Source organism: Pantoea sp. X-Soil-OKNW-713 (assembly GCF_059730685.1).
This window is the reverse complement of record NZ_AP035998.1, coordinates 26,624-44,382: the sequence shown is the minus strand read 5'-3', so window position 1 is coordinate 44,382 and position 17,759 is coordinate 26,624. Positions and strand designations below refer to the sequence as shown.

At 50.5% G+C, this 17,759-nt stretch carries 14 protein-coding genes; 3 read left to right on the top strand and 11 right to left on the bottom strand.

What is annotated here, in order from left to right:
• Nucleotides 1-25 precede the first annotated feature (25 nt).
• From ertE to AC6I8R_RS25150, 6 genes are all read right to left on the bottom strand, one after another.
• A complete protein-coding gene (ertE, locus tag AC6I8R_RS25175; RefSeq protein ID WP_021183873.1) occupies nucleotides 26-1,291 on the bottom strand; it encodes an N-carbamyl-l-glutamate amidohydrolase ErtE in 1,266 nt (421 codons plus the stop codon).
• On the bottom strand, nucleotides 1,285-2,682 hold the full coding sequence (gene ertD / locus AC6I8R_RS25170; protein ID WP_497833185.1) for a hydantoin-5-propionate amidohydrolase: 1,398 nt from the start codon (nucleotides 2,680-2,682) through the stop codon (nucleotides 1,285-1,287). Before ertD ends, ertE begins: the two co-directional genes overlap by 7 nt.
• Nucleotides 2,683-2,838: 156 nt before the next feature.
• Complete coding sequence (locus AC6I8R_RS25165) at nucleotides 2,839-5,160, bottom strand: molybdopterin-dependent oxidoreductase (RefSeq protein WP_497833184.1); 2,322 nt, start codon at nucleotides 5,158-5,160, stop codon at nucleotides 2,839-2,841.
• Between the two features lie 5 nt (nucleotides 5,161-5,165).
• Nucleotides 5,166-6,806, bottom strand: a complete 1,641-nt coding sequence (locus AC6I8R_RS25160) for an S-methyl thiourocanate hydratase (RefSeq protein ID WP_497833291.1) — start codon at nucleotides 6,804-6,806, stop codon at nucleotides 5,166-5,168.
• A 65-nt stretch (nucleotides 6,807-6,871) separates the two neighbouring features.
• Nucleotides 6,872-7,474 carry a glutathione S-transferase family protein gene (locus AC6I8R_RS25155; protein WP_497831477.1) on the bottom strand — a complete coding sequence of 201 codons (603 nt, stop codon included), beginning with the start codon at nucleotides 7,472-7,474 and terminating at the stop codon, nucleotides 6,872-6,874.
• Between the two features lie 11 nt (nucleotides 7,475-7,485).
• Nucleotides 7,486-8,565 carry an S-methyl thiohydantoin desulfurase gene (locus tag AC6I8R_RS25150; RefSeq protein ID WP_081692769.1) on the bottom strand — a complete coding sequence of 360 codons (1,080 nt, stop codon included), beginning with the start codon at nucleotides 8,563-8,565 and terminating at the stop codon, nucleotides 7,486-7,488.
• 318 nt (nucleotides 8,566-8,883) lie between these two features.
• On the opposite strand from AC6I8R_RS25150, the gene AC6I8R_RS25145 reads away from it, so the two are divergent.
• Together AC6I8R_RS25145 and AC6I8R_RS25140 are read left to right on the top strand one after the other, a co-directional pair.
• On the top strand, nucleotides 8,884-10,158 hold the full coding sequence (locus AC6I8R_RS25145) for an O-acetylhomoserine aminocarboxypropyltransferase/cysteine synthase family protein (protein ID WP_497833183.1): 1,275 nt from the start codon (nucleotides 8,884-8,886) through the stop codon (nucleotides 10,156-10,158).
• 36 nt (nucleotides 10,159-10,194) lie between these two features.
• On the top strand, nucleotides 10,195-11,205 hold the full coding sequence (locus AC6I8R_RS25140; RefSeq protein ID WP_036625976.1) for a substrate-binding domain-containing protein: 1,011 nt from the start codon (nucleotides 10,195-10,197) through the stop codon (nucleotides 11,203-11,205).
• Between the two features lie 121 nt (nucleotides 11,206-11,326).
• Here AC6I8R_RS25140 and AC6I8R_RS25135 read toward each other — a convergent pair whose 3' ends face one another.
• From AC6I8R_RS25135 to AC6I8R_RS25115, 5 genes are all read right to left on the bottom strand, one after another.
• A complete protein-coding gene (locus tag AC6I8R_RS25135) occupies nucleotides 11,327-12,181 on the bottom strand; it encodes a fumarylacetoacetate hydrolase family protein (RefSeq protein ID WP_021183865.1) in 855 nt (284 codons plus the stop codon).
• Between the two features lie 20 nt (nucleotides 12,182-12,201).
• Nucleotides 12,202-12,810, bottom strand: a complete 609-nt coding sequence (gene ttdB / locus AC6I8R_RS25130; protein WP_021183864.1) for a L(+)-tartrate dehydratase subunit beta — start codon at nucleotides 12,808-12,810, stop codon at nucleotides 12,202-12,204.
• Entirely contained in the window at nucleotides 12,807-13,667 is an 861-nt protein-coding gene (gene ttdA / locus AC6I8R_RS25125; RefSeq protein ID WP_021183863.1) for a L(+)-tartrate dehydratase subunit alpha, read from the bottom strand. The genes ttdB and ttdA overlap by 4 nt, the downstream gene beginning before the upstream one ends.
• A gap of 59 nt (nucleotides 13,668-13,726) precedes the next feature.
• Complete coding sequence (locus AC6I8R_RS25120) at nucleotides 13,727-15,022, bottom strand: MFS transporter (RefSeq protein ID WP_497833182.1); 1,296 nt, start codon at nucleotides 15,020-15,022, stop codon at nucleotides 13,727-13,729.
• A 383-nt stretch (nucleotides 15,023-15,405) separates the two neighbouring features.
• Nucleotides 15,406-16,314: a LysR family transcriptional regulator gene (locus tag AC6I8R_RS25115; protein ID WP_497831473.1), complete on the bottom strand. Its 909-nt coding sequence runs from the start codon at nucleotides 16,312-16,314 to the stop codon at nucleotides 15,406-15,408.
• 130 nt (nucleotides 16,315-16,444) lie between these two features.
• Here AC6I8R_RS25115 and AC6I8R_RS25110 point away from each other — a divergent pair, with 130 nt between their 5' ends.
• A complete protein-coding gene (locus AC6I8R_RS25110) occupies nucleotides 16,445-17,755 on the top strand; it encodes an MFS transporter (protein ID WP_497831472.1) in 1,311 nt (436 codons plus the stop codon).
• Nucleotides 17,756-17,759 lie beyond the last annotated feature (4 nt).

Sequence of the window (17,759 nt, the reverse complement as noted above, 5' to 3'; positions counted from 1 at the left end):
GCTGATGAGGGGCACTGTCTGATATTCAGGAAACGTTGCGTACCGATGGCTCGAATCCCTGCCTGTCAAATGCGATGGCAGAATCCAGCAGCACACTGATGCCACGAGCCAGTTGCTCCTGCGACGTCCATTCCTCCGGGCAGTGGCTTTTCCCCAGTAAACTGGGGACAAAAAGCATTGCTGCGGGTGCGAGCGTCGCCAGGAAGGCGCTGTCATGCCCTGCACCACTGGGCATGACGCGGGACAACCATCCCCGTTGCTGAGATGACTGCTGGATCAACGACATCAACTGAGCGTCACAGAGGGTGGGTTGTGTATCCGTAAGGATGACGAAATCCTGTAATGAAACGCCGAACTCCTGCGTGACCTGCCCGGCCATGTTGCTGAGCGCATTGGCAAAATCTTCCATGACCTGATGGCTGTCAGAACGAATATCGAACACCAGCCGCACTTCGCCGGGCACGACATTACTGGCGTTGGGAGAGGAGAATATTTGCCCGCAGGTAACGGTGAGATGATGCTCGCCTGCGGCTGAAATCGCGCGGGCAAGGTTATCTGCCCGTTGAATCGTATTGGCCGCGGCAACCAGGGCGTCCTGACGCATATGCATTGGCGTAGTCCCTGCGTGTGCAGCCTGGCCCGCCAGCGTTAGCGACAGGCGTAGAATCCCGACAATGCCACTGACAATCCCAATATCTTCATGATGTTGTTCCAGGATCTGTCCCTGCTCAATATGCAACTCGAAGCTGGCTTTGATGTCCTTTCTGATGCTGAGTTGGTCAGGTTTTCCGCCCACTCTGCGAATTGCATCTCGTAACAACTCACCGGTTTCAGGATGAGGCGTTTCCAGCAGGGCCTCATGCAGAAAGCCACTGATCCCTCGGCTACCAACGCAGGAAATGCCCCATTCACTGGGTTCTTCAGCCAGATAATCAATGATCTCTATGCTATGGCGAGGACGATAATTGGCGTCATTCATCGCGGCAATGCATTCCAGACCGGCAATGACCCCAGCAATACCATCAAAGCGGCCGCCACCCGGAACCGTATCGCTGTGAGAACCCATCACCAGGGTTCCGGCATCAGGATCCGTGCCGTTGATGCGGCCAATCAGATTACCTGCGCTATCAATGTGTGTATCCAGACCCAACATTTCCATTTGCTGCGTTAACCAACTTCTGCCCGCCAGAAAGCGCTCACTGAATGAGCGCCGGGTGTAGGGTTGTGCAGGATCGGTATACTGGCTCAGCGTCAGCAGCCACTGCCACATACGAGAATCATTGATCAGCATTTTTCCGCCACCTCACGGCGACAATATGGAGAAACGAACTGGCCATTCCCCGGCTCAGCCGTCACGACGTTGTCGGCATAAATCCATTCACCTCTCAGCATGGTGCGTTCAACGCGATAATAGATTTCGCGCCCGTCATAGGGTGACCACGGAGAGAAGTTGTTGCCACTTTCAGCGGCTGAGTAGATATAGGGATCACGTTTGATGATGATCAGATCGGCATCTTTGCCAGATTCCAGCGCACCTTTACAATTATCCAACCGGAACAGCCGGGCGGCGTTGTAGCTGAGGACTTTGGCCAGATGATGAAAAGCGATATTGCGCTGTTCAGCACCGGTCAGTGCCAGGGTTACCAGTAATTCCAGCCCCGACGCACCGGAAGCATTCTCGAACATATTCGCAGAGTTTTTACGCTCCAGTGACCAACTTACGTGGTCGGTCGAAAGGACCGTAATATTCCCTTTTTCGAGATGCTGCCACAGCGCTTCACGTTCTGCCTTTTGCCGCACCGGGGGATTAATTTTTGCTTTCCCCACCAGCCGGGCCACATCCTCTTCTTCACTCAAGGTTAAATAATGCAGGCAGGTTTCAACCGTCACGTCATAACCCAGATCGCGGTAGCTTTTGCATAATTCAATACCACGACCATTAGAACAATGGACAATATGCGCACGACATCCCGTTTCTGCACCTAATTCATACACTTCCGCACTGGCAATATTCTCAGTGTAACGCGGTCGTGAAAGATTATGCGCCCGGTAATCGGTGATATTTTCCTGTTTTAATTTTTCAATAAGGTATTTTACGGATTCATCGTTCTCATTATGCACGCCAGCAATCAAGCCAAGTTTAGATATTTCACTAAAACATTCATATAACATATGCGGAGCAATACGTGGAAAACGCTGGGCATCGGTACCAAAACTTGAGAATTTGAAGCCTATCGCACCAGCCTGGGCCATGGCTTCCAGGTGCTGCTTCCCTTCTTCCGGATGAACAGTGCCATACAACGCAAAATCAACTCTTACCTGCTCTTCTGCCTCTTTTCTCTTGAGGTTGAACAACGCTTCATTACAAATGAGACGCCCGGCATCATAAGGCATATCAACAATCGTGGTCACACCACCAGCGGCAGCCGCCTTGGTTGACCAGATAAAATCCTCATTGCCTTTCTGGCTACGACTATGAACTTGAGCATCAATCGCACCCGGAAAAATATAACTGCCACGGTAGTCGATGAGATCATTGGTTTGGGGCAATGATTGCCTCCTTTCACCTACCGCAACCACCAGGCCATTGCTGATCGCGACAAAGCCATCTTCAATAATTTTATCGGAAAGAACCACAGTACCTAAAATGATTTTTTCACATGCAAAGTCATTCAAAGACATATTCATCTTACCTGTAGTAAATTAAATAAACATCACTCCCTGCACCTCGGACAAGATATTGCAGTGGAAGATTATAAGTAGTCGGGCAACCTGAAGTTTCAATAACCCGTTCTGGCTAATTCCTCATAAAAAGATCATGGAAATTCGCAGGAACATTTATTCTTTAACATTCTGACATCGCCTTAATATCTGTGGTGGCGTGAACGCGGTGATTTCTGGCAATCGCGAAATATAACGCTCAATCTCAACCAACAAAGAATTACAACTCGGCCCCTGAGAAAGTCGGGAACTTCCCTTGTCCTGTGTCAGTACATTGGGATTACCCTGTTTATCCAGACACTCCCCATCCTGATATAAAGGATCAAACCAGGCACCTGTCGGGAGTTGCGCCACACCCGGCATCATGGCATCACTGAGTTTTACACCGGCCAGGCACTGCCCACGGGAGTTAAAAATCCGCACAACATCACCCGCAACAATCCCTCTGTGCTGCGCATCCAGCGGATGCATCAACAGCCGGTTTCTTCCGTGGATTTTTGCTGACTGGCTCACCTTGCCGTGGTCATATTGACTGTGCAATTTATCCGCTGGCTGCGGCGACAACAGATGAATCGGATAGGTGCGCGCCAGCGGCGACCCCAACCACTCCTCGGGTTCCCGCCAGACCGCATGCCCAGGACACTCCGTATAGCCATAATCAGCAACCGATTGTGAATAGAGTTCAATACGTCCTGATGCTGTCATCAGGGGGCAACGCGCAGGATCTGCCCTGAAATCCTCCAGAAGATTGTAATGGCTTGCAGGCTGGGCAAAGGTCACCACCTCTTCCTGCCAGAACTGGTCAAACGGCGGCAGAAGGGGATTCCTTTTACGGGATTGTTCATACAAATCCTCCACCCACTCCTCAGCGGTCCGGCCCAGGGTAAAGTTTTCTTCTATGCCGAGCTGCTGCGCAATAGATTGAAAAATATGATAATCATCACGCGCTTCCCTGAAGGCAGGGAGCGCTTTTTTCATGGCAACAATCGTGTTATCACGATTTACCAGCGCGATGTCATTGCGTTCAAATGACGTCGTGACGGGCAGGATGATATCGCCATGCCGCGCGGTAGCGTTCCAGAACGGCTCCTGAACAATGATGGTTTCCGGCTGTTGCCACGCCTTAACCAGCCGATTGAGATCCTGATGGTGGTGAAAAGGATTGCCACCGGCCCAGTACACCAGTCGGATGTCCGGATAACGCCGGGTCATGCCGTTGAAGTCATACTCATCACCCGGAGCCAGAAGCATGTCTGCCAGACGCGCAACCGGGATGCTTTCAGCAACCGGATTTTTACCCTGAGGCAGACTGGGCCAACGATAACCCAGCTCATTCTGTCCGACGCCATTCAGACAGGCATAACCAAAGCCGAATCCCCCCCCTGGCAGCCCAATATCACCGGATAGCGCTGCCAGGGTGACAGCCGCCCAGTAAGGTTGCTCGCCGAACTCTGCTCGCTGAATCGCCCAATTAACCATCACCATCGTACGGTGCGAGGCGATCAGATCGGCCAGTTCTCTAATTTTGGCTTCCGGGATCTGGCAGATAGCCGCCGCCCATGCGGCGTCTTTCACAATGCCATCGTTATCACCCCGCAAATAAGCTGAAATCTGCTCAAATCCGACGGTGCATCGCTCGATAAACGCCTTATCGTAACGTTGCTGCTGAATCAGCTCGAAGCACAATGCCAGGAGTAATGCGCTATCCGTGGTGGGTCGCAGCGGTAACCACTCAGAAGGGATGTTCTCAGGCATATCATCGCGACAGGGGGAGAGATTAATAAAACGCACGCCCTGCTCCACAGCACGTTGCAGGGATGCATTGTGCAGATGTCTGCCAACGCCACCCCCCTGAATCTGACTGTTACGCCCTGGTAGACCGCCAAACGCCAGCACCAGCTCACCGTGACTGGCGATCTGTTCCCAGGTGGTGTAGTGGCTGACCAGACCATATTGGTTGCCAATGATATACGGCAGCACCACTTCACCCGCCGCTGACGAATAGGTGTTCTCTGAACTCGTGTACCCGCCGACCAGATTCAGAAAGCGATGAATCTGGCTTTGCGCATGGTGAAAACGCCCTGCGCTTGCCCAGCCATAGGAACCCGCATAAATAGCCTGATTCCCATATTGTTGCCGTACCCGATCCAGTTCGGCTGCCACAATCCCCAGCGCCTCATCCCAGGAAACCTCAATAAACGCATCTCTGCCGCGCGGGGTAGCTTCTCTGGATGTCTTATCCAGCCACCCTTTACGAATCAAAGGACGGGCGATACGCACCGGCCCGTCGATCGCCCCCGGCAGTGACTGACCAATTGGTGAAGGTTCCGGGTCTTCCGCCCACGGTTTAACCGCAACGAGGGCCGAATTCTCAATATGAAGCTCGTAAATACCCCAGTGGGTTGAAGTCAGGATTTTACGTTCTGGCGAGAGTGACATGACCGTTAATCCTTAAACTGCGCAGAGATACCCAGCCCCGACTCGCGGGCAAGGTCTACCGCAGTTTCATACCCGGCACTGGCGTGACGCAGAATACCGATGCCGGTATCATTATCCATCACCCGCGATAACCGCTCCGCCGCATCCTGATCCCCGGTCGCTACCGTGGTCACTCCAGCCGAGACCCCCCAGTTACCTAAAGAGTGAACGGCCACCAGATCGGCACCTGACCCACAGTTCAGTAAAGCATTCAGGATTGGCCAGTCGGCAATCGCATCCGAACCGTCAGACATATTTTCAGTTTCACGGTGCGGCAAGGTGGCAGATCCAGAATCAAGATGATCACGCGTGAAGGCAATAGGTCCAATCTTACCCTCCGCCACCAGTTGATTGACGGCCAGCGCCAGTTTCTTGCGTTCGCCATATCCCATCCAGCCGATACGCGCTGGCAGGCCGGTGAACTGAACGTTATCTCTGGCGGTTTTTATCCAGTCGACAATCCGCTGGTTGCCCGGAAACAATTCCAGCACCAGATCATCAATTTTATAAATGTCCTGAGGATCGCCACTTACTGCAATCCAACGGAAGGGGCCAATCCCCTGACAGAAAAGTGGACGGATAAACATTTCAATAAACGAACGAATTTCAAAGGCCGCACTGACCCCGGCTTCACTCGCATATTTTCGGAGATTATTCCCGTACTCAAAAACGATGGCTCCACGTTCCTGCAACGTCAGCATCGCTGAAACATGCTGCCTGATGGTTGCGTAGGACAAAGCCTTCAGTTTTTCAGGATCCGATTGGCGTAAGCTCACGACGTCTTCTTTTGTCACGCCAAGCGGGAAATAGCCGTTTACCGGTTCAGCAATCGTCTGATCGGTGACGATATCCGGTGTCAGACCGCGTTCAACCAGCACCGTTAAAACTTCAGCAATATTTCCAACCAGCCCAACAGAGATGCCTTTACCCGCACGTTGAGCATTGGCGCACAGAGCAAGCGCTTCATCCAGCTCATATGTCAGGACCTGGCAATAACCGCTGTCCAGCCGACGCTGGATTTTGTTTTCGTCAACCTCAACCACCAGGGTGGCCGCACCGGCGAGCTGTCCGGCAAGGGGTTGCGCACCACTCATGCCGCCACATCCTCCTGTAACAATCAGCCGCCCCGCCAGACTGCCCGAGAAATGTTCACGCGCCGCAGACATGAATGTCTCATAGGTGCCCTGCAAAATGCCCTGGCTACCAATATATTGCCAGGCGGCAGCCGTCATCCCCGGCATAACGGTGAGTCCCGCCCGCTCAAGCTTGCGATAATCATCGTCACCCGCCCATCCGCCAACCACATTGCCGTTAGCCATTAACACGACAGGCGTGGTGTTTTGTGATGGAAAAATCCCCACAGGTTTACCCGATTGCATCACCAGGGTCTGGTTGCTTTCGAGACGCTTAAGCGCATCGACCGTCTGGTCAAAACTCACCCAGTCTCGTGCCGCTTTCGCCCAGGCCATGTAGATCACCAGTTGATCGGGGTTCTCAGCATTCTCAAGATTATTTTCCAGCATTCTGAGAATGGCTTCCTGGCGCCATCCTTTACACCGGAGTTCGCTACCCCGCTGGGCAGTAATCTTACGTGACATATTTAATATCCTGAACAATCGAAAAAGTTAACCCATTAACTACCTGATGAAAAAGTAATGACGCAGAATAAGCATCAGGCGTTCACAATATTTTCGTAACCAGGGATATCTTTAAAATCTTTCAACCAGCGCTGGATCGATGGCCACTCATTTAATACATATCCACCTTCTTCAGCCATCGAAATATAAGGATAGAGGCTAAAATCGGCCACACTCAGGCTTTCACCCGCAATCCAGGTATTCTTTTCGAGACACTTATCTACATGGGTAAGGGCGGGTTTACCTAATTCCATATAATGAGAAATAATATCCTGGTGCTTTTCACGTTGATTGATCATGGTATAAAAGCGTGGGTACGCCAAAAAGCGCAGCAAATCCGCTTGTTCGAAGAACAACCATGCATTGATTTTGCACCGTAATACGGGATCGGCAGGTAATAAAGAAGTGCCCTCGGCAAAATAGAGCAGTATGGCGTTAGACTCATTCAGGAAGCGTCCGTCTGCAAGCTCCACAGCGGGAATGCGAGCAAAGGGGTTGATTTTTTTAAAGGCGTCTTCTTTATGCTTTCCTTCGGCCAGATTAAGTGTTTCCCTTACATAAGGGATCTGTAAGAAGTTCAGCATCAATCTAATTTTCCATGCATTGCCTGAAAGTTTGCTGTCATACAACTTGATCATAAAACGCCCTATTAATTCGATTTAATATAAGAATAAAGTTCAACACCAAGTCCCTGTTCTATTTCTGTAAATACAACCGGGTCAATAGCACCTTTGCCAAGCGGAAACTGAGTATGATGCGCAATAATGATGCTGACTTCCTGTCCTTCCGACATCGTTGAAATAGCAATCGGGTCACCCGTGCGAGCATCAACTGAACCAATCATGTCTGGAAAAGTCGCCACGCGAGTCCCTTCTTTATCCGCCGTCATAAATTCGTTATAGACACCCAGACTGAGAGTTTCACTGCCATTACTGACCGTGACATAACCGATGTCGAATCCGTCTTTATAAACCACATCATTTTTTATTACTCTGCCGCTGATAATCACTTCGCCTCCCATAAATGAGGCTGCTGCCGTGGCACGGTTCAGACCCGGCTCCGCTGACAACATGGCTTCTCCCAGCTCAATTTGAAATGAAATAGCACCAGAAGCACCATTTTCTGCAATAAAATCAGGTTTATATGGCCCTCTGGCGGAGGCAACCAGTCCCCCGCTTATTGTGGCGCAATGTCGCATCACCTGGGATGTTTTAACCAAATTCCCTTCCGCGACCACGGAGATTTTTGATCCTGTTGAGGCATATCCTGCCTGAGCAACCTGCACAATTGAAATATCCGGTCGGGATGCTAACCCCATCCCACCCATTTTCACTGTCGGGTGACCACGACCATTTGCCGCTGCATCAATATAGGGGACATCTAATGCCGCGGCGACAAGCCAGCCATTAAATCCCGGTACATGTCCACACATGATACCGACAGGTTTACTACCGAGTTTTTCAATTAATGACTCTGCGGCACTAATATGATCTTTTAACACCAATTCAGGTTTTGCAAAACCTGGCGCACCCACTGATGTCGAAATTAACACATACCCTTCATCGTCTATTTCATCAAGTTTTGCAAGACGGATGGTGTTAAGACCGAGTGCCACTTCAGCAGCCAAATCGTGTTTCTCTAACGAGTTATTAACACCACTTCCACCGGCGGAGAGCAGCAAGCCACCATACATTGCCGGGAGGACATCTTTAACACTAAGGTCTCTCATTTATCAATCACCATGACAGTACAATTTATTAATAAGCTTATTTAAAAATAAAATAAGTCGATATTTATAGTTAGCTGCAAGCAAAATGCCAGTTAACAAAACCGTTTTTGTTCGCGTTTTTACCCTGTATTACCTAAATAACTCGATCAAATAACGTGCATTGGCACCATTTTAGTGCACCAGCATGGATCGCAACATAATTTTTATCATGGATATGTAAAACAGGAGGGATTGAAGTCATTCCAGAGATGCATTACATCTAATGCACAATTTACTTATCCCGCTACGCCATTCATTACACATTTTAAGGAGAGAATAATGAAAGATGCTACGCTTGCCATTCATGCCGGATTTCAGTGTGACCCCGTCACAAAAAGTGTCGCGGTTCCTATTTATCAAAACGTGGCTTATGAATTTGACAGTGCACAGCATGCCGCCGATCTGTTTAATCTGGAAGTACCGGGTAACATTTACAGCCGCATAATGAACCCGACAAATGATGTACTGGAGAAACGAATGGCAGCCCTCGAGGGAGGGATTGCCGCTTTGGTATTATCTTCAGGGAGTGCCGCTATTACCGCTGCAATATTGGCGCTCGCTCGCTCAGGGGACAACATCGTTGCAACACCGCAATTGTACGGCGGTACCTATACGCTTTTAGCCCATATGTTACCGGGGCTGGGGATAAAGGTGACTTTTGCCGAGAATGACACACCCGAGGCAATTGAAAAGGCGATCGACCAAAATACTAAAATCGTTTTCTGTGAAAGTATTGGTAATCCAGCGGGTAACATTATCGACATTGCCGGTCTGGCAGAGGTTGCGCATCGGCACCACATCCCATTGATGGTGGATAACACCGTCGCCTCACCCGTTTTATGCAAGCCTATCCAGCACGGTGCAGACATCGTGGTCCACTCATTGACCAAATATGTTGGAGGACATGGTAACTCACTGGGTGGCGTCATCGTCGATGCGGGAAAATTTCCCTGGCATTTGCATCCGGAAAAATTCGCTTGCCTCACCTCACCTGAACCTGCTTATCATGGTGTTGTTTACACAGAAACTTTTGGTGATGCGGCCTTTATCGCCAGAGCGCGCACAGTTCCCCTCAGAAATACAGGCGCGGCATTATCTCCAATGAATGCATTTCTTATCATCCAGGGCCTGGAGACGCTGACTTTACGTATGAAGGCGCATGTAGAAAACACCCTCAAGGTCGCTGAATTTCTTCAAAACCATCCCGCCGTTTCATGGGTCAATTATGCGGGATTGCCCGGTCATCGCCATCACGAGCTCGCGATTAAGTATATGCAGGGCCGCCCGTCAGGCATATTGTCCTTTGGGTTAAAAGGGGGATTTGCCGCGGGAGAGGCATTTTATGATGCACTCAAACTGTTTAAGCGCCTGGTAAACATTGGTGATGCACGTTCACTCGCCTGTCATCCGGCATCGACAACCCACCGGCAACTGAACGACGCCGAGTTGCTCGCTGCGGGTGTTTCACCGGAAATGATCCGTCTGTCTGTCGGAATAGAAGATATTGAAGATATCCTGAATGACCTGATTCAGGCTTTGGAACACACCGCGTAAGGCATAACAGCCCAGTTATCAATACCAGGAAAAGACATGTCGCTTTCTGAACTTGCCAGAGACCTTAAATTATCCAAATCAACAGTGTCACGGGCACTCAACGGCTACAGCGATGTGGCTTATGATACGCGACAGCGCGTCATGCAACGGGCGATTGAACTGGGCTACATACCGAATCCCGTAGCAAGAAGACTGAAGGGCGGACGAACAAACATGATTGGCGTGGTTCTCCCCCCTCCGCTGATGAATGGCATGTTGGTGGAGCCTTTCTATTCTTCAATGCTCGGCACACTGGTGTTTGAACTCCAGGCCGCCGGGCTGAAGCTGCTGATCACCAATCAATATAGCAACGAAAGTGATGAGGATGTCCGCAGCTATCAGGATATGGTGCAGCAGAATTTGGTTGATGCCATTCTGATCCTGAGAACCCGCGTTAATGATCCGCGCGTCGAGTATGCACAAAATAACAACCTGTCATTTATCACGTTTGGCCGGACACAGTCACAGCAACCCTATGCATGGGTCGATGTCGATCACTTCGATGCCTTTTATCAGGCCACTGCCCGACAGATTGCCCGCGGCCATAAGCACATTGCCTTTATAAATACCTCCACTGAGTTCAATTATGCCCGGTTGCGGCATGAAGGATACCGGCAATGTTTGCAGGATCATCAGCTTATCTATCGTAACGAATGGCAGATGATGGGAGGACTGACCGAAATGGACGGGTATGTGCTTGCCAGCCGTTTGTTGAAAGTTCAGCCACGGCCCACGGCAATTGTCTGTGCCACAGATGATATTGCGATTGGGGCGATGGCTGCCTGTCGTCTCATGGGTTTACAGCCGGGAAAAGACATCTCCCTGATTGGTTACGGTAATACGCCGGGGGCGACTTATGCCAGCCCGCCCCTTACCACGATGGATCCCTTTCCTAAAGAGAATGGTAAACAGTTGGGGATGTTTTTTAGCCGCCATCTGTATCAGCGAAGTGAGTCAGAATTTCACCACTTACAAAAAGCGATGCTGATCATTCGGGAATCAGATTAAATTTTCCATTTTGGTCGTAGTCGCGTGTAAGTTCAGCCATCATCCGCTGCTCTTTTCGGCCAATAACGACGAACTCACACCCTTCTGAGCTAACGTGAGTTCGTCACGATCCTGATAATGACTACGAATGAAGTGACTCAATCACTCTCAAACCCGCTACGCGATTAGATAAACGCCCGATCCCGCTGATTTCAACTTCGATAGTGTCACCCTCCTGCATAAATAACGGTGGGGTTCTTTTTTTACCCACACCGCCGGGTGACCCGGTAATAATCACATCCCCTGGGTTGAGCGGGCTGAAACGGGAAATATAAGCAATCAGCTCCGCAACCGAACGCACCATGTTTTGCGTGGAATCATGCTGTACCCGTTGCCCGTTCAACCAGGTGTTGATGGATAGCGTCTGCGGATTTTCAATCTCATCGCGGGTGACCATCCAGGGGCCAAATGCGCCGGTTCTCTGCCAGTTTTTACCTGACGTAAACCAGGTGTACTGCATATCCCGCACAGAACCATCCATAAAACAGCTATAACCTGCCACATATTGCAGCGCGTTATCGCAGCTTACATTACTGGCGTGCTTGCCAATAATCACCGCCAGCTCACCTTCATAATCAAATTCATTACTGCTTTCCGGTTTGCACAGCTCCGCGCTGTGCGCCGTTAGCGAATCAGGGAAACGGACAAACAACGTCGGCGCATCAATGGTTTGTTCAAACTCGATACGTTTATCCTGATAATTCATCCCCACGCAGAATATTTTATCCGGATTGTCGATCACGGGCAGAAAGGTGATTTCGTCCAGTGAGAACGTCGGAAATTGCTCACCCACAGGGAGAATATCGCTTAAAAAATCACTCATTAGCGCAGACTTTAAATCCGGGTAATGACCGCCTAAATCAACCACCTGATCATTTTGATGATATCCCCACGTTCGTTTTCCGGTGTTGGGATGAATAAAACTCAGTAGTTTCATATAAACCCTCAGCCATCAGGCTATTTAATGAATTTGACCTGTTGGTTAATCTCTTCAATCACCGGTAGTTTGCGCTGATTATAAACCTGCTTATTCCCTTCAATCAGGTTGTTACCTTCGGTATCGATAGAGATGATTAACGGGCCAAACTCTTTAACCCGGCATACCCACAATGTCTCCGGCATTCCTAAATCCCGCCACTGGGCATCCTCAATTTCTTCTACACAGGTTGCGGCTAATACCGCGCAACCACCGGGAAAGATCGCGTGTACCGCTTTATGCTGACGGCAACCTTCTTCGGTATTTGGCCCCATGCCGCCTTTGCCAACAATCAGCTTCACCCCGGTTCGTTCGATAAACTCTTTTTCGAATTTCTCCATGCGCATGCTGGTCGTCGGTCCAATCGAGATCATCTGGAACTGGTTATCCCCCTGCTCGACGACGATTGGGCCAGCATGGAAAATAGCCAGACCACGCAAATCCACCGGAAGTTCACGACCCAGCTCAATCAGGCGGCGATGCGCCACGTCACGGCACGTCACCAGGGTTCCGGTCAGATAAACCACTTCACCCGGTTTCAGCGCCAGTAAGTCTTCATCTTTAATCGGTGTTGTCAGGATTTTTTTCACAGTACCGCCCCCTTGTGAGACAGAATTTCATACGACAAATCGGCAGAGAAACGGATAGCTCCACGGCGGTGCGCCCAGCAGCCGGTAGACACCGCCACCCCAATGGTGGAGGGATGGCGCGCCGATGATTCAATATTGACGCCCATCACCGAAGCATTGCCGCCCAAGCCCTGCGGTCCCAGTCCCACCTGATTGAGGCCCGATTCGAGGAGTTCCTCCATTTTCGCCGCATCCGCATTGGGATGGCGTGAATCGACCGGGCGCAGGATGGCTTTTTTCGACAACCGTGCCGCCGTCTCAACCGAGGTGGATACCCCGACCCCCACCAGTAACGGCGGGCAGGCGTTGACGCCATAGGAGGTGATCACATCGAACACAAACTGGTTAACGCCTTCGTAGCCCTGACCTGGCATCAGCACCTTAGCCGCGCCAGGTAACGAGCAGCCACCACCGGCCATATACACTTCAATGGTGCAACCGTCGTCATCGGGGATGATCTCCCAGTCCAGCCAGGGCACACGCGAGCCGGTATTGGTGCCGGTGTTCTTCTCGACAAAAGTTTCCACCGCGTTATGGCGTAAAGGCGCCTTGCGTGTGGCTTCCAGCGTGGCATTGCGCAGCACGTCTTCAAGTTCGCCGAGGTAAGGGAAACGTGCACCCGCCGTAATGAAGTACTGGATCACGCCGGTGTCCTGGCAGGAGGGGCGATCCAGTTCATCGGCGCGTTTCTGGTTTTCAAACATCGAGTCATAAACAGCGCAGGCTAATGGGGCAGTCTCCTGCTCGCGCAGCGCTTCCAGTTTTTTCATCACGTCCGTTGGCAGACGTTTACCGACGTAGCCCGTAAATCGGGTCATTATGTCCGTCAGGTTTTCAACAGCAGTTAATGTGCTCACAAGGGTTCTCCAGCATTAAATCAGGCAAGGGAATTGTTCACCGCTTCCCGTTTGCGGTTAATTTGAATAGAGAGGGTCAGGATGGCCGACAGCAGTAACATTCCCGCCACGCAATACATCGCCAGAGAGAAGCTGCCGGTGGTTTCTTTTAGCCAGCCAATGATCGCCGGACCGGCAAAACCACCCAGATTGCCGATTGAGTTGATTGCCGCCAGTCCGGCTGCGGCCGCCGGGCCTTTCAGGAACAGCGACGGAATGCTCCACAGGGGAGGCTTGCAGGAAGAGATGCCGACACTGGCCATCACCAGCGCGAACACCGCCAGCGTTAAGCTGTGCACCGAACCGGCCAGAATGAAACCGACGCACGCCAGCAAACAGGCAGACACCACATGCCAGGTACGTTCATGGGTTTTGTCGGAGTGTTTTGCCCAGCTGATCATCGCGATTACCGACAGCGCAGCCGGTAACGCATTAATAAAACCGGTTTGCAGGGTGGTCAGGCCAAAGGATTTCAGGAACTGCGGCGACCAGATATTCAGAGAATACAGCCCGGCTGAGGTGCCAAAATAGACGATAGCCAGCGTCAATACGCGGATATCAGAGAGTCCTTTCCACAGGCTGGTTTTTTCACCCGGTGCTTTATTCTTGCCTTCCTGCTCAAGGGTGCTAATTAACCATGCCGTCTCGCTCTTATTCAGCCAGCTGTTTTTTTCCGGACGGTCATTCAGATAGAAGAAGGTAAAAATACCGAGGATGACAGCGGCAATGGCGTCCAGCAGAAACATCAACTGCCAACCTTTCAGACCCAGGGCGCCGTGCATGCTGAGAATGGTGGCGGCTAACGGCGAACCCAACATCGCCGAGATAGGCGCTGCCGCCATAAAAAAAGCAATCACTTGAGCACGGCGTTTAATTGGAAACCAGGTACTGAGATAGAGGATGATACCGGAGAAGAAACCCGCTTCCGCCACCCCCAGCAGAAAACGCAACAGATAGAATCCGCTGGCGCTTTTGACAAACATCATGCAGGCAGCAATCACCCCCCAGCTGATCATAATGCGCGCCAGCCAGATACGTGGGCCAACTTTTTGCAAAATAACATTTGAGGGAACATCGGTAATAAAATAACCAACAAAAAACAGCCCTGCGCCAAGACCAAAAACCGATGAAGAAAATCCTAAATCCTGATTCATGGTTAATGCCGCAAAGCCAATATTTATTCGATCAAAAAAAGCAATAAAATAGGCAAACATAACAAAAGGGACGATGCGCCACGTTATTTTTCGTAACGTGAGATGCTCAATATCATTATTCATATTTTCCAGCCTTTTAAGTATTATCAGGGGTACGTTTTGGACTGATGTTTACATTGCACTGGGGAAACTATAATGAATTAAACTCAGGCAATCATTGCACCCTGGTTATATAAATAATTCACACAATCCACAGAAAAAATCCACCAGGTCCTTTTGATTGACCTGGATCACTTAATTCAGCTGATAATGATTTATTTTTACAGCGAGACAAACTTAATTACACGATTAAGAAACAATTGACCGAAAAACCAATATACAGAAATGTGATCGAATTCAAATTGTTGCCAGGCGGGAGGGGGATGCAAACAGGATGGAATAACAGTGATTCTCATTACTTCAATACTTTTGCAGACGAGCAACACCCCGTCTGCACCCGCAAAACATCACAACTTTCCGGTAAGTTCGCTCTTATGATCGGTTAATAACTTCAACATATCCCTTAAATATTCATCTTCGTTGCCTTTCTGCCAGGCAATACTCAACGGCAAACCTTTAATATGTTCATCTAATTGCAGGTCGATATAGGCGACATTCTCGCTGTTCATATTGCGATAGGACGCTGGCACCACCGCCAGGCCAAGACCGGCTGCCACCAGACTTAAAATGGTCTGTTTTTCTTCAGCAAATTGCGCAATCACCGGCGTGAGTCCCGCCAGTTTGTAGATGCTCATGGTCAGGTCATGGCTATGTGGGCGAGTACGTCTTTCCGGGATAATCATCGCTTCATGTTTAAAATCATCTAATGAAACTTCGTTACGTTCAGCCAGCGGGTGGCTCGCCGGTACTGCCAGGACACAACTTTCGCGCGTAATAAAACGTACGGAAATGGATGCATCAATGATTTGTGGCGCGCGAAAAAAAATCATATCCAGCCAGCCTGATTTTAATTTCGGCAGCAGGTTGATGGTTTTATCTTCAATAATATGAATATCCGTATTGGGGTGCGTCGGAACAAAGCGATTGAGTAACGCCGGGACTAATCCGCGTGCCGCACTGTCAATCGCACCAATCCTTAAGGTACGACGCTCATCTTTTAACCCACCTTTAAATCGTAGTGCCAGCGCATCAAATTGATCGATGAGTTTGTTAGCTTCGTCAAAAAAAATCGCGCCCTCCGCGGTGAGCGAAACATTACGTGTTGATCGATTTAAAAGTCGGACGCCCAGATCCTCTTCGAGTAATCGAATGAAGCGAGAAAGTGACGCAGGCATCATTTCCATTCTTTGGGCTGCGCGACCGAAATGTAACTCTTTGCCCACGGCGACAAAACAACGCAATTGATTTATATCCACATTTTCCTCGCCAAAGCATTATTCAAATAATTTATATAATCGTACATTAATGATCTGCTAATCCAAAACTGCATACTGAACTTGATTACAAAAAAATAACACACCCCTACACAATCTGGAGCACTTTAATATGAATAATCACCTCGAAAAAAGGGTGATGCGTAAAGTGACGTTGCGCATTGTCCCTTTCATCATGCTGCTCTACTTCATCGCATTTCTCGATCGCGTAAACATTGGTTTTGCTGCATTAACCATGAATCAGGATTTAGGTTTCTCCCCCACCGTATTTGGGCTGGGTGCTGGGATCTTTTTCCTCGGCTATTTTCTCTTCGAAGTCCCATCCAACTTAATACTGCATAAGGTGGGCGCCCGCATCTGGATCGCCCGCGTGATGATCACCTGGGGTCTGGTGTCTGGCTGCATGGCATTTGTCCAGGGCACCACCAGCTTCTACGTGCTGCGCTTCCTGCTCGGTGTCGCGGAAGCAGGTTTCTTCCCCGGCATCATTCTGTATCTCAGTTTCTGGTTCCCGGCGGCGAAACGCGCCCAGGTCACGGCGATCTTTATGGCGGCGGCTCCCCTCTCCACCGCGCTGGGATCACCGATTTCTGCCGCATTGCTCGAGATGCACGGCCTGATGGGCTTCGCCGGTTGGCAGTGGATGTTTGTGCTGGAAGCCATTCCTGCCGTGGTGTTTGGCATCGTGGTGCTGTTCTTCCTGACCGACCGCCCGGCGAAAGCCAAATGGTTGACCGATGAAGAGCGTGAGTGGCTACAAAATACCATGCAGGCCGAAGAACTGGCGCGTGCAGCAAAACAGAGTCACACCAGCGCCTGGCGCGGGCTGGCTGATAAGCGTGTGTTAGCGCTGGCGCTGGTTTATTTCGGCACCTCGGCTGGCCTCTACACACTTGGGATCTGGTCGCCGCAAATCATCCATAGCTTCGGTGCAACATCGCTGGAAATTGGTTTCCTGAATGCCTTCCCGGCGGTGATTGGCGTTATCGCCATGATTCTGTGGGCACGCCATTCCGACCGCAAAAACGAACGCAGTTGGCATGTGATTGGTGCCTGCCTGCTCGCGGCGGCCGGGCTGATTTACGCCGGTAATGTCAGCACCCTGCTGACGGTGATTCTCGCACTGACCTTAGTGACGGTCGGCATCAGCGCCTCTAAACCCCCGCTGTGGAGCATGCCAACGCTGTTTCTCAGTGGCCCGGCCGCTGCCGCCGGTATCGCCACCATCAACTCGATTGGCAACCTGGGTGGATTCGTCGGTCCGATGATGATCGGCGTGATCCGCCAACAAACCGGCAGCTACACCTGGGGGCTTTACTTCGTTGCGGGCTTGCTCGCCCTGTCGGCCCTGATTGTTTTGATTCTGTCTGCCCAGGCGAATAAACCGCAGACAGTCGATATTCCACATCCTCATACACATTGATTTA